This is a genomic window from Streptomyces tagetis, assembly GCF_018069565.1.
GTDB classification, from domain to species: domain Bacteria; phylum Actinomycetota; class Actinomycetes; order Streptomycetales; family Streptomycetaceae; genus Streptomyces; species Streptomyces tagetis.
Genome location: NZ_JAGPNL010000001.1, coordinates 1073651 through 1086567, shown reverse-complemented (window position 1 = coordinate 1086567; position 12917 = coordinate 1073651). Strand labels below are relative to the sequence as shown.

10 protein-coding genes are annotated in these 12917 nt (G+C 74.5%); 7 read left to right on the top strand and 3 right to left on the bottom strand.

Annotated features, from left to right (window positions below; translation table 11 throughout):
• The first annotated feature begins 369 nt into the window (after nt 1-369).
• Nucleotides 370-1302, top strand: coding sequence for a cation diffusion facilitator family transporter (locus J5Y05_RS04625; protein WP_210868439.1), 933 nt, complete (start codon nt 370-372; stop codon nt 1300-1302).
• Nucleotides 1303-1642: 340 nt separating this feature from the next.
• Entirely contained in the window at nt 1643-2236 is a 594-nt protein-coding gene (gene idi, locus J5Y05_RS04620) for an isopentenyl-diphosphate Delta-isomerase (protein WP_210868438.1), read from the top strand.
• Between the two features lie 104 nt (nt 2237-2340).
• Here the strand turns inward: idi and J5Y05_RS04615 are convergent, their stop codons facing one another.
• Nucleotides 2341-2805, bottom strand: a complete 465-nt coding sequence (locus tag J5Y05_RS04615; protein WP_247614267.1) for an ATP-binding protein — start codon at nt 2803-2805, stop codon at nt 2341-2343.
• A 278-nt stretch (nt 2806-3083) separates the two neighbouring features.
• Here J5Y05_RS04615 and J5Y05_RS04610 point away from each other — a divergent pair, with 278 nt between their 5' ends.
• The 3 genes from J5Y05_RS04610 (at nt 3084) to J5Y05_RS04600 (ending at nt 7405) form a co-directional block, all read left to right on the top strand.
• Entirely contained in the window at nt 3084-3839 is a 756-nt protein-coding gene (locus J5Y05_RS04610) for an enoyl-CoA hydratase/isomerase family protein (protein ID WP_210868436.1), read from the top strand.
• A 106-nt stretch (nt 3840-3945) separates the two neighbouring features.
• Nucleotides 3946-4815 (top strand): SCO6745 family protein, encoded by an 870-nt coding sequence (locus J5Y05_RS04605; RefSeq protein WP_210868435.1) that lies wholly within the window; start codon nt 3946-3948, stop codon nt 4813-4815.
• 238 nt (nt 4816-5053) lie between these two features.
• Nucleotides 5054-7405, top strand: coding sequence for a Tex family protein (locus J5Y05_RS04600; RefSeq protein ID WP_210868434.1), 2352 nt, complete (start codon nt 5054-5056; stop codon nt 7403-7405).
• A 61-nt stretch (nt 7406-7466) separates the two neighbouring features.
• Here the strand turns inward: J5Y05_RS04600 and J5Y05_RS04595 are convergent, their stop codons facing one another.
• Nucleotides 7467-9110 (bottom strand): ABC-F family ATP-binding cassette domain-containing protein, encoded by a 1644-nt coding sequence (locus J5Y05_RS04595; RefSeq protein ID WP_210868433.1) that lies wholly within the window; start codon nt 9108-9110, stop codon nt 7467-7469.
• The gene (locus J5Y05_RS04590; RefSeq protein ID WP_247614031.1) at nt 9110-10192 is read right to left on the bottom strand and encodes an oxidoreductase; all 1083 of its coding nucleotides are present in this window, start codon (nt 10190-10192) and stop codon (nt 9110-9112) included. Before J5Y05_RS04590 ends, J5Y05_RS04595 begins: the two co-directional genes overlap by 1 nt.
• Nucleotides 10193-10535: 343 nt before the next feature.
• Between J5Y05_RS04590 and J5Y05_RS04585 the strand changes: the two genes are divergently transcribed.
• Together J5Y05_RS04585 and J5Y05_RS04580 are read left to right on the top strand one after the other, a co-directional pair.
• Nucleotides 10536-12023 (top strand): M1 family metallopeptidase, encoded by a 1488-nt coding sequence (locus tag J5Y05_RS04585; protein WP_210868432.1) that lies wholly within the window; start codon nt 10536-10538, stop codon nt 12021-12023.
• 114 nt (nt 12024-12137) lie between these two features.
• Nucleotides 12138-12848 carry a MerR family transcriptional regulator gene (locus J5Y05_RS04580; RefSeq protein ID WP_210868431.1) on the top strand — a complete coding sequence of 237 codons (711 nt, stop codon included), beginning with the start codon at nt 12138-12140 and terminating at the stop codon, nt 12846-12848.
• Nucleotides 12849-12917 lie beyond the last annotated feature (69 nt).

Sequence of the window (12917 nt, the reverse complement as noted above, 5' to 3'; positions counted from 1 at the left end):
CGGCAGAGGCTATCGGATGCTCGGAACAGCGTGTTCACCGCCCGTTCGACGGCTGGTCGACACGGTGTGCGCCCGCCTTCGCCGCGATCATCATCGGGGATCGGGGGCCCGGCCCACAAACCGTCCGCGCAGATCGGGCATCGAGGACATCGCACAGGGTCGCCACCCGCTCACACGGTGTCAGGTACGCCGGAACGGGGCCGTCCGCGGCACCGGCCCGGCCCTGCCCGGGGGCCCGCCCGCAACGCGCTGATCTGCGAGGACATTTCCGCAGGTCAGGGGAATGACAACGGTGTTCAGTCCCGTTTTGCCCCATACCCCCCACCCGTAGTTGACTGTGGTCCGGACCCACACAGGGAGGCTGCTTTCATGGGGGCTGGGCACGATCACGGACACACCCACGGGGCCGGCGGCACGGTGACCGCCGCGCACCGGGGCCGGCTGCGCGTGGCGCTGGGCATCACGCTGAGCGTCATGGTCGTCGAGATCGTCGGCGGGGTGGTCGCGGACTCGCTGGCGCTGGTCGCCGACGCGGCGCACATGGCGACCGACGCCCTGGGACTGGGGATGGCGCTGCTCGCCATCCACTTCGCCGCCCGGCCCCCGAGCGACCGGCGCACCTTCGGCTACGCCCGCGCCGAGATCCTGGCCGCCCTGGCCAACTGCCTGCTGCTGCTCGGGGTCGGCGGGTACGTGCTGTACGAGGCGATCGACCGGTTCATCACGCCCGCCGAGACCGCGGGCGGGCTGACCGTGGCCTTCGGCGCGTTCGGCCTGGTGGCCAACATGATCTCGCTGTCCCTGCTGATGAAGGGGCAGAAGGAGAGCCTCAACGTGCGCGGCGCGTTCCTGGAGGTCGCCGCCGACGCGCTGGGCTCCGTCGCCGTGATCGTCTCGGCGCTGGTGATCATCGCCACCGGCTGGCAGCCCGCCGACCCGATCGCCTCGCTGGTGATCGGCCTGATGATCGTGCCGCGCACGCTGCGGCTGCTGCGCGAGACGCTGGACGTGCTGCTGGAGTCGGCGCCGAAGGGCGTGGACATGGCCGAGGTGCGGGCGCACATCCTGGCGCTGGACGGCGTGGAGGACGTACACGACCTGCACGCCTGGACGATCACCTCCGGGATGCCGGTGCTCTCCGCGCACGTGGTGGTGAGCGGCGAGGCCCTGAACGCGATCGGCCACGAGAAGATGCTGCACGAGTTGCAGGGCTGCCTCGGCGACCACTTCGACGTGGAGCACTGCACCTTCCAGTTGGAGCCGAGCGGACACGCGCAGCACGAGGCGCGGCTCTGCCACTGAGGGGGGACGCCCGGCACGGGGACGTCTCGGCGGAGGCGGTGCCCGGCGCGGGGGGCGGGCCGGCGGGAGTGCCGGTGGCGAAGGGGGCGCGCGGTGTGGAACGCGCCGCCCGGCGCGTCCGTCCGCCCTCCGGCCGCGTCCGGATTCCGCCGGTCGGACCGGGACGGTTCCCGGCGGCGCGGGGAGGGCACGATCTTCCTTCAAGCCCCTCCTCGGCGCCCGACCGGTGACGGACGTGACCCGCGCCACCGCGTGGGACATGCGGGTACGCCGGGAAGTGCCGAGAGTGCCGGTTTCGTGCGGCACACTGGGGGCGCGAGGACCGAAGCGAAGGATGGGTATGCCGATCACTCCTGCCACCGCGACGCACAGTTCGTCGAACGGCACCGCAGACGCGATTTTGCTGGAACTGGTCGACGAGAACGGTGTGACGATCGGTACGGCGGAGAAGCTCTCCGCGCACCAGCCGCCCGGACGGCTGCACCGCGCCTTCTCCGTGTTCCTCTTCGACGAGCGGGGCCGGCTGCTGCTCCAGCAGCGGGCGCTGGGCAAGTACCACTCCCCCGGGGTCTGGTCCAACACCTGCTGCGGCCACCCCTACCCCGACGAGGGTCCCCTCGCCGCCGCGGCCCGGCGCACCCACGAGGAGCTGCGGGTCTCGCCGACGCTGATCGCCGAGGCGGGCACCGTGCGCTACAACCACCCCGACCCCGCCTCCGGCCTCGTCGAGCAGGAGTACAACCACCTCTTCGTCGGCCTGGTGCAGGCCGAGCCGCGGCCCGATCCGGAGGAGGTGGCCGAGACCGCCTTCGCCACCCCGGCCGAGCTGGCCGAGCGGCGGGAGAAGGACACCTTCTCGGTGTGGTTCGGGACCGTGCTGGACGCGGCCCGGCCCGCGATCCGCGAGCTGACGGGGCCGTCCGCCGGCTGGTGAGCCACGGCCCGGCCAGGGCGGCGTCCGTTCAGGACGAGGCGGTCCGTCAGGACGGCGTCCGTTCGGAGTGGAGCGGTCCTTTCAGGTCGGGCGAGGCGGTCCGTTCAGAGTGAAGGGGCGGGCGGGGGCAGGAGCGGTTTGAGCGGCAGGGCGGCCCAGATCACCTTGCCGCCGCTCGCCGTGTGCGCCACGTCGCACGCGCCGCCCGCCTCCGTCGTGATCTCCCGCACCAGGAGCAGCCCGCGTCCGCCGGTGCGGCCGTGGTCGGTCTCCAGCGCGGTCGGCCGGTAGGGGTGGCTGTCCTCGACGGAGACCCGGACCCACTCGGCGCCGACGGCGACCTCCACGGCGAGCATCGGGGAGAGCACCGCGGCGTGCCGGACGGCGTTGGTGACCAGCTCCGAGACGATCAGGAGCAGCCCCTGCACCACCTCGTCGGCGACCGGCACGCCCTGGCGCAGCAGCAGGTCCCGTACGGCGTGCCGGGCCTGCGGGACCGAGGCGTCGACGGCCGGGGCGGTGAAGCGCCAGACGCCCTCGTACGGCAGTGGCCGCGCCTCGTTGTCCATCGTCAGGTCGCCGTCCTCGCGCTCGATTGTCACCACACCCCGAAGTGTTGGTAACGCGCCCCTCCCGACCGGAGGACTGAACAGAAGTCAGCGATTATCGAGCGATTCTGATCGTTACGGTATGACGTGGTCAGTCATGGGACTGTTCCTGTCGTCATCGCACCGCCTTGGCGAACTCTTCGGGTTGTACGGGTTTGGGTCCGGCCCTCTCCCGCTCCCGGTGCCCGCGCCCGCCCTCCGCCGGGGGCCGCCGTGAGGCCGCTCGATACCATCCGCGCATGGAGCCCGAGCTGAGGCACCGGGTCGACGACTCGGTCGCCACCGTCGTCGTCAGTCATCCGGCCCGGCGCAACGCCATGACGACGCGGATGTGGCGGGAGCTGCCCGTCCTGCTCGCCGCGCTGGCGGCGGACCCCGGCGTACGCGCCCTGGTGCTCACCGGGGAGGGCGCCACCTTCTGCGCCGGGGCCGACATCACGACCCTGCGCGACGGCGCCGAGGAGGCGCGGCGCCTCTCCGTGCGCGCCGAGGAGGCCCTCGCCGCCTTCCCCAAGCCGACGCTGGCGGCGGTCCGCGGGCACTGCGTGGGCGGCGGTGCGCAACTGGCCGCCGCCTGCGATCTGCGCTTCGCCGAGGAGGGCGCGCTGTTCGGCGTGACCCCGGCGAAGCTCGGCGTGGTCTACCCGGCCTCCGCGACCCGGCGGCTGGTCTCCCTGGTGGGCCCCGCCACCGCCAAGTACCTCCTGTTCTCCGGCGAGTTGATCGACGCGGGGCGGGCGCTGCGCACCGGCCTGGTCGACGAGGTGCTGCCGCGGGGCGAACTGGCCGCGCGGGTGGACGCGTTCGCCCGCACGCTGGTCTCCCGGTCGCAGCTCACGCAGGCCGCGGCGAAGGAGTTCACGGCGGGCCTGGACGGCCGGGAGGCGTACTGGACGCGGCAGGCCCTCGCCTGCGGCGAGACGGCCGAGGGCGTCGCCGCCTTCCTGGAACGCCGGGCCCCGCGCTTCGGCTGGAGCGTGCCCGCCCCCGAGTGACCGGCCCGGCGGCCGGGGGGAAAGGCTCCGTACCCCCCAAGGACGTGGCGGGGGCGACGCCCCCTCCCCCTGGAGGACGTACTGAGCGGTTGGTAACGTCCCCGGCATGACGTCTGCCGCCCTGGAAGCGCGTGCCGCGCGCCGTTGCCACAACGCGCTGAACACGCTGCACTCGACGCACTTCTTCTCCCCCGACCTGGACCGGGAACTCGCCGCGCTCGGCGTGCGCGATCCGCGCGCCGTGAACTTCGCGGCCCGTGCCGCCGCGCTCGGACGGGTCGGCGCCGGTCCGGTGACGGCGGCCTTCTACAACTACCGGCACGAGCTGGTCGCCCGGCACCTGCCCGCGCTGTGGGAGACCGTCTCCCCCGAGCAGGCCCTCGCCGCCCGCCTGCGCGCCGTCGACGCGACCCTGCGCCGCCAACTGGGCGAAGAGACCGTGGCCTCCCCGGAGATGGCCGAGGCGGCCGAACTGGCGCTGCGGGCCACCGAGGGCTGCTCGCGCGGTGCCCGCCCGCTGTACGCGGCCCACGCCGACCTGCCCGTGCCCGACGCCCCGCACCTGGCCTACTGGCACGCGGCGACCCTGCTGCGCGAGCACCGCGGCGACGGGCACGTGGCCGCGCTGCTCGCCGCGGAGCTGGACGGGCCCGAGGCGCTGGTGACGCACACCGCCACCGGCCGGGGCATGAACCGGGACTGGCTCCTGACCACCCGGAGCTGGACCCGGGAGCACTGGGACGCGGCGGCGCTCCGGCTGCGCGAGCGCGGGCTGCTCGACGACACCGGGGAGCTGACCGAGCGGGGCACCGCGCTGCGCGCGGAGATCGAGGCGGAGACGGACCGGCTGGACGCGGGCCCCTACGCGCGCCTCGGCGCCGAGGGCGTGGCCCGGCTGACGGAGCTGGGGACCGGGTTCGCGCGGGCCGCCCTCGCCGCGGGCGCCTACCCGGCGAGCGTGTTCGGCAGGGGCTGACCCGCGCGCCGGGTGACCGGCACGGGGTCCGCCACGCCCGTGCCGGCGCCCGCCCCGCGCGCCGCCCGACGCCCCCGGAACGCCCCCGGAACGCCCCCGGTCCACCGGGCCCCGACCGGCTTCGCGGGGTCCTCCGGGGCGGGCTCCCGGGGCGGCACGCCTCGCGCCCTGGTCCGCGAGTGCCGCCTCCACCTGCCACAATTGCCGCGCAACCTCAGTGAGAAGGCGGTACGGGATCGTGACGACACCCCTCCCAGGGTCCATCGAAGGCAGGATCGCCGAGGAGCTCGGCGTACGGGAGCGGCAGGTGACGGCCGCCGTGGAGCTGCTGGACGGCGGCTCGACGGTGCCCTTCATCGCCCGCTACCGCAAGGAGGCGACCGAGATGCTCGACGACGCGCAGCTTCGCGTCCTCGAGGAGCGGTTGCGCTATCTGCGGGAACTGGAGGACCGTCGGGCGGCGATCCTCGACTCGGTGCGTGAGCAGGGCAAGCTCACCGAGGAGCTGGAGGCCCGCATCCGCGCGGCCGAGACCAAGGCCCGCCTGGAGGACATCTACCTGCCCTTCAAGCCCAAGCGGCGCACCAAGGCGCAGATCGCGCGCGAGGCCGGCCTCGCGCCGCTGGCCGAGGCGCTGCTCGGCGACCCGGGCACCGACCCGCTCGCCGCGGCAGCCGCCTTCGTCGACGCGGACAAGGGCGTGGCCGACGCGCAGGCGGCGCTGGACGGCGCCCGGTCCATCCTCACCGAGAAGTTCTCGGAGGACGCCGACCTCATCGGCGAGCTGCGCGAGCGGATGTGGACGCGCGGCCGGCTCACCGCCAAGGTGAAGGAGGGCAAGGAGGAGGCCGGCGCCAAGTTCGCCGACTACTTCGACTTCTCCGAGCCGTTCACCGCGCTGCCCTCGCACCGGGTCCTCGCCATGCTGCGCGGCGAGAAGGAGGACGTCCTCGACCTCGTCCTGGAGCCGGAGGAGCCCACCGACGGCCCGTCCTCGTACGAGGGGATCGTGGCGAGCCGGTTCGGCATCGCCGACCGGGGCCGGCCGGGCGACAAGTGGCTGACGGACACGGTCCGCTGGGCCTGGCGCACCCGCCTCCTGGTGCACCTCGGCATCGACCTGCGGCTGCGGCTGCGCACCGCCGCCGAGGACGAGGCGGTGAACGTCTTCGCCGCCAACCTGCGCGATCTGCTGCTGGCCGCCCCGGCGGGCACCCGCGCCACGCTCGGCCTCGACCCCGGTTTCCGTACCGGCGTGAAGGTCGCCGTGGTCGACGCGACCGGCAAGGTCGTCGCCACGGACGTGATCCACCCGCACGTCCCGGCCAACCGCTGGGACGAGTCGGTCGCCAAGCTGGCCGGGCTGGCCAGGCAGCACGCCGTCGACCTGGTGGCGATCGGCAACGGCACCGCCTCCCGCGAGACCGACCGGCTCGCCGGGGACCTCATCACCCGGCACCCGGAGCTGAAGCTGACCAAGGTGATGGTCTCCGAGGCGGGTGCCTCCGTCTACTCGGCCTCCGCCTTCGCCTCCCAGGAGCTGCCCGAGCTGGACGTGTCGCTGCGCGGCGCGGTCTCGATCGCGCGCCGGCTCCAGGACCCGCTGGCCGAGCTGGTGAAGATCGACCCGAAGTCGATCGGCGTCGGCCAGTACCAGCACGACCTGTCGGAGGTGAAGCTGTCGCGCTCGCTGGACGCGGTGGTGGAGGACTGTGTGAACGGCGTGGGCGTGGACGTCAACACCGCGTCGGCGCCACTGCTCGCCCGGGTCTCCGGCATCTCCTCCGGGCTCGCCGAGAACATCGTCGCCCACCGCGACGCCAACGGGCCGTTCACCTCCCGGACCGAGCTGAAGAAGGTCTCGCGGCTCGGCCCGAAGGCGTACGAGCAGTGCGCGGGCTTCCTGCGCATCCGGGGCGGCAGCGATCCGCTGGACGCCTCCAGCGTGCACCCCGAGGCGTACCCGGTGGTGCGCCGGATGGTGAAGACCGCCGGGCGGGAGGTGGCCGCGCTCATCGGCGACACGGCGGTGCTGCGGTCGATGCGGCCCGCCGACTTCGTCGACGAGACCTTCGGCCTGCCGACCGTCACCGACATCCTGCGGGAGCTGGAGAAGCCGGGGCGCGACCCGCGGCCCGCCTTCAGGACGGCCGCCTTCAAGGAGGGCGTGGAGAAGATCTCCGACCTGGAGTCCGGGATGGTGCTGGAGGGCGTCGTCACCAATGTGGCGGCCTTCGGCGCGTTCGTGGACGTCGGGGTGCACCAGGACGGTCTGGTGCACGTGTCCGCGATGTCGAAGACCTTCGTGAAGGACCCCCGGGACGTGGTCAAGCCCGGCGACATCGTGAAGGTGAAGGTCCTCGACATCGACATCCCGCGCAAGCGGATCTCGCTGACGCTCCGCCTGGACAACGAGGCCACGGCCCCGCAGGAACAGCGGCAGGGCCAGGGCCGGCAGCAGCGGGACGGCCGTCCGCCGCGCCAGCGGCAGCAGCAGGGCCGGTCCGGCGGCGGCAAGGGCGGCCGTCCGTCCGCGCCGCCCGCGAGCGGCGCGATGGCCGACGCGCTGCGCCGGGCCGGTCTGGCCTAGTTCCCGGATGCCGGCCGCGCGCCGGGTGCCCCCGGTCTCGGGGGTGCCCGGCGCTCCGCGTTCAGGACGGGTGTTCCGTCACCTTGCCGTCGGCCACCTCCAGGCGCCGGGTCACGCGCACCGCGTCCAGCATCCGCCGGTCGTGGGTGACCAGGAGCAGGGTGCCCTCGTAGGAGTCGAGGGCCGCCTCCAGTTGCTCGATGGCGGGCAGGTCGAGGTGGTTGGTGGGCTCGTCCAGGACCAGCAGGTTGACGCCCCGGCCCTGGAGGAGGGCGAGGGCCGCCCGGGTGCGTTCGCCCGGGGAGAGCGTGGACGCCGGGCGCAGGACGTGGTCCGCGCCGAGGCCGAACTTGGCGAGCAGGGTGCGGACCTCGGCCGGTTCGGTGTCCGGGGTGGCCGCCTGGAAGGCGTCGAGCAGGGTCTCGGTGCCGTGGAACAGGCGGCGGGCCTGGTCGACCTCGCCGCTCAGCACGCCGGAGCCGAGCGCCCCGTGCCCGGCGTCGAGCGGGACGCGGCCGAGCAGCGCGGCGAGCAGGGTGGACTTGCCCGCGCCGTTGGCCCCGGTGACCGCCACCCGGTCCGCCCAGTCGATCTGGAGGGAGACCGGGCCGAGGGTGAAGCCGCCGCGCCGGACCTCGGCGTCGCGCAGGGTGGCGACGACGGCGCCGGAGCGGGGCGCGGAGGCGATCTCCATGCGCAGCTCCCACTCCTTGCGCGGCTCCTCCACGACCTCCAGGCGCTCCAGCAGCCGTTCGGTCTGGCGGGCCTTGGCGGCCTGCTTCTCGCTGGCCTCGCTGCGGAACTTGCGCCCGATCTTGTCGTTGTCCCCGGCCTTGCGCCGGGCGTTCTTGACGCCCTTGTCCATCCAGGAGCGCTGGACGCGGGCGCGGTCCTGGAGCTGGGAGCGCTTGCCCGCGTACTCCTCGTACTCGTCGCGGGCGTGCCGGCGGGCGACCTCGCGCTCCTCCAGGTAGGCCGTGTAGCCGCCGCCGTAGAGGTTGATCTGCCGCTGGGCCAGGTCGAGTTCGAGGACCTTGGTGACGGTGCGGGTGAGGAACTCGCGGTCGTGGCTGACCAGGACGGTGCCGGCGCGCAGTCCGCGCACGAAGCGCTCCAGCTTCTCCAGTCCGTCCAGGTCGAGGTCGTTGGTGGGCTCGTCGAGCAGGAAGACGTCGTACCGGGAGAGCAGGAGGGAGGCGAGCCCGGCGCGGGCGGCCTGGCCGCCGGAGAGGGAGGTCATCGGCTGGTCCAGGTCCACCGCGAGGCCGAGGCCCTGGGCGGTCTCCTCGGCGCGTTCGTCGAGGTCGGCGCCGCCGAGGGCGAGCCAGCGCTCCAGGGCGCCCGCGTAGGCGTCGTCGGCGCCGGGGGCCCCGTCGACCAGTGCCTGGGTGGCCTCGTCCATGGCGTGCTGGGCGGCGCTGACGCCGGTGCGGCGGGCGAGGAAGGCGCGGACGGACTCGCCGGGCCGCCGCTCGGGCTCCTGCGGCAGGTGGCCGACGGTGGCGCCGGGCGGGGAGAGGCGCACCTCGCCCTCCTCGGGGGCGGTCAGACCGGCGAGCAGGCGCAGCAGGGTGGACTTGCCCGCGCCGTTGGCCCCGACCAGGCCGATGACGTCGCCGGGCGCGACGACGAGGTCGAGCCCGGCGAACAGGGAGCGGTCACCGTGTCCGGCGGCGAGGTTCTTGGCGACGAGGGTGGCAGTCATCAGGGCCCCGATCCTAGCCTCGGCGGCCCGTGCGTCCGGCCCCGGCTCCCGGCCCGCTCCGCCGGGTGCTCCACCGGTGCGACCAGGACGGCGTCCGGGGTGCGGGCGACCAGGTAGGAGCGTCCGCGGACCGTTTCCGGGGGCAGGTCGAGGCGGTGGGCGCCGGTGGTGAGGAGGCCGTCGAAGACCTCGCTCACGCGGGTGCGGCGCAGCCTGTCGAGGCGGTACGCGGTGAGCCGGACCCGGCAGGGGGAGGCGACCTCGATCTCGGCGGTGGTGCCGGTGGCCGAGAGCCGGACCAGCCGGTGCCGCTCGGCGGGGCCGCGCCGCAGGGCGTGTTCGACGCGGGCGACGAGCAGCGGGACGACGGGGGGCAGGTCCTCGACGAAGGCGGTCTCGGCCCCGGCCCGCGCGAACGCGGCGCGCACGGCGGCCCGTTCGGCCTCGGGGACGGTGGGGGCGAAGGCGACGGCGCCGTAGGCGCGCAGTTCCCCGGCGGGGACGGCGTCGGTGTCGGGGGCGGTGTCGGCGCCGATGCCGGTGGTGCGCAGCGCGGCGGCCAGCCGGGCGACCAGGGCGACGCGGGGGCCGATCAGCAGCACCCGGCGGCGGGGGCGCCCGGCGCCGTCGAGCAGGGCGGTGAGGGCGGTGCGGTACTCGGCGCCGGAGAAGCGGTAGGGGCCGATGCCGTGGTAGCCGTCGCGGTCGAGGTCGGCGTGCGGGGAGGTCTGCCAGGCGAAGTCGCGCCAGATGACGTCGTCCCCCTCGCGCAGGATCACGGCGGTGACGGCGCCGCAGGCCAGGTCCTCGCACTCGGGGCAGCCGTAGAGGACGTACCGGCCGCCGGGCAGGGGTGCGGGGGTCTCCAGGAGCAGGGCGCGCACCTGCTCGGTGAAGATCGCGGGCGGGACGTCGGCGGCCAGCGGGGAGACCGCGTCGAGGTCGGCGAGGCGGTGCAGGAGGGGGTCCCCGTCGACGAGGAAGTCGGTGAAGTCGCGGTGCGCCTGGTGGTCACCGCCGGCGAGGACCCCTCCGGCCCGGGTCGCCGGGGCGAGGCCGAAGGTCGCGTACTCGGCAGCCATGCGGCGAGTATTCCCGTGGCCGGCGCGGCGGGCGGCGCGGTGGTCGCCGCCGGGGGTGGCGGAGGGGTGCGGGCGGTGCGGCGGGCGCCGCGCCCGCCGGGGTGGACGGGGGGCCGGGGGCCCGGAGCGGGGCGGTGGGCGTACGTACGGTCGAAGGGGTGCCGGGCGGGAGCGGGCTGGACGCGGGTGGGGCCCGGACCGGGGCCCGGACCGGGGCCCGTACCGCCGGGGGGATGACGGCCGAATGGCGATCGTGTGACAGGGGTGGGCATGGACACGGCGAGCACCAGGGGACTCAATAGGCTCCGAACGGACCCCGCTCTCCTACCACTTGGAGCAAATCGTGCACCGCAGACTGATCGTGCCGGGCGCACTGGGCGCCGCCGTGCTGATGCTGGCGATCCCGGCGTCGGCGGCGGGCCACTCCCCCGGCGCCCCGGGCATCGGCGACCCCTACTACCCGGCGTACGGCAACGGCGGCTACGACGTCTCCCACTACGACCTGCGCCTGACCTACCAGCCGGCCACCGACCGCCTGGAGGGCACGGCGACCCTCCTGGCCCGCACCACCCAGGACCTCTCCCGGTTCAACCTGGACTTCCTGCTGGACGTCGGCGAGGTCCGGGTGAACGGCGCCCCCGCCGCCTTCGCCACCTCCGGCGAACACGAGCTGGAGATCACCCCGAAGACGCCGCTGGCCAAGGACACCCCGGTCACCGTCGTGGTCCGCTACAGCGGGGTGCCCTCCTCGAAAAAGGCGTACGGCTTCACCAGTTGGCACCGCACCCCGGACGGCGGGATCGGCGCCAACGAGCCCGAGGCGGCCTGGTGGTGGTTCCCCAGCAACGACCACCCGCTGGACAAGGCCACCTTCGACGTCTCCGTGCAGGTCCCCGACGGCACCCAGGTCATCTCCAACGGCACGCTCCAGTCGACGAGTTCGCGGCTGGGCTGGACCCGCTGGAACTGGCGGAGCGACAAGCCGCAGGCCACCTATCTGGCCACCCTGGCGATCGGCCGCTTCGACCTCACCACCGGCACCACCGAGAGCGGCATCCCCGTCGTCAACGCCTACAGCAAGGACCTCGGCGCCCACGCCGGCGCGGCGCGGGCCAGCGTGGAGCGGACCGGCGAGGTCGCCGACTGGCTGGCCGGGTACTTCGGGCCCTACCCGTACAACGCGCTCGGCGGGTACGTGCCCAACACCGGTACCGGGTACGCCCTGGAGACGCAGACGCGCCCCTTCTACAGCCCCCGGCAGTTCACGAACGGCTCCAACGTCTCCGTCGTCGTACACGAGTTGGCCCACCAGTGGTACGGCGACCTGGTGTCGGTGCGCGGCTGGCAGGACATCTGGATCAACGAGGGCTTCGCCCGGTACGCGCAGTGGCTCTGGTCCGAGCACGAGGGCGAGGGCACGGCGCGGGAACTGGCCGACTACACCTACGCCTCGCACCCGGCGGACGACCCGTTCTGGACGGTGCGGCCCGGTGACCCCGGCCCCGACGACCAGTTCCACCTCGCGGTCTACGACCGGGGTGCGCTGGCCGTGCAGGCGCTGCGCGAAGCCATCGGCGACGAGGACTTCTTCACCGTGCTGAAGGGCTGGCCCGCGAAGTACGCGCACGGCAACGCCTCCGTCGCCGACTTCCGGCGCTACGCCGAGGAGGTCTCCGGCAAGCCGCTGGCCGCGCTCTTCGACACCTGGCTGTACGAGCCGGTGAAGCCGGCCGCGTCCGCCGCGCGGTCCGCGTCCGTGGCGTCCGCCGCGACGGCGGAGCCGGCCTCGTGGAAGAAGATCGCCGCGACCAACGGCGTGCACGCGCACTGACGCGCCCGGGGTCGTGCCGGGTGCCTCCGCGCCGAGGCACCCGGCGCTCCCGCCCCCGCCCCGGCGGCGTACCGGCGGTTCCGCGGCCGGGGCCGGGCGGCGATACTGCTGCGCATGACGACGACCGACGCCGAGGAGCCGGCCCTCACGATCGACGAACTGGCCGCGCGCTCCGGCGTCACGGTGCGCACGGTCCGCTTCTACGGCACCCGGGGCCTGCTGCCGCCGCCGGTGCTCGGCCCGCGCCGGGTCGGCCGCTACGGGCGGGCGCACCTGGCCCGGCTCGCCCTGATCGAGGAGCTGCGCGCCCAGGGCATGACCCTGGCGGCGATCGAGCGGTACCTCGGCCGGCTGCCGCCCGGCCTCACCGCCCGTGACCTCGCCCTCCAGCGGGCGGTGGTGGCGTCCTGGGCGCCCCCGGGCACGGAGCGCCTGGACCGGGAGGAGCTGGGGCGGCGGGCCGGACGGCCGCTGGGCAACGAGGAGGTGGCGCGGCTGGCGGCGCTGGGCGTCGTCACCCCGGACGGGGACGGCCACCTCGTCGACGCGGGGCTGCTGCGGCTCGGCGTCGAGCTGCTGGACGTGCCGCTCTCCCCCGAGACGGTCCTCGCCGCCCGCGCCGCGCTCCTGGAGCACTCGCGGGCCGCCGCGCGGGACCTGTCGCGGCTGTTGCGCGAGGCGGTCGCCGAACGGGACGCGGCCGACGTGCGGTCGCTCTCCGCGCACATGCATCCGATCGTGGTACAGGCACTGCTGACGGCTTTTCAGCGCTCGCTCCGCGAGGAACTGGCCCAGTGGCTCGACGGGGGCCGCGAGGAGGAGTGAGAGCCGCCTCTTCGGCCCCCGTCGGGGCCCAGGAGGCGGTGAGCCCCTCTTCGGCCCCCGTCGGGGCCG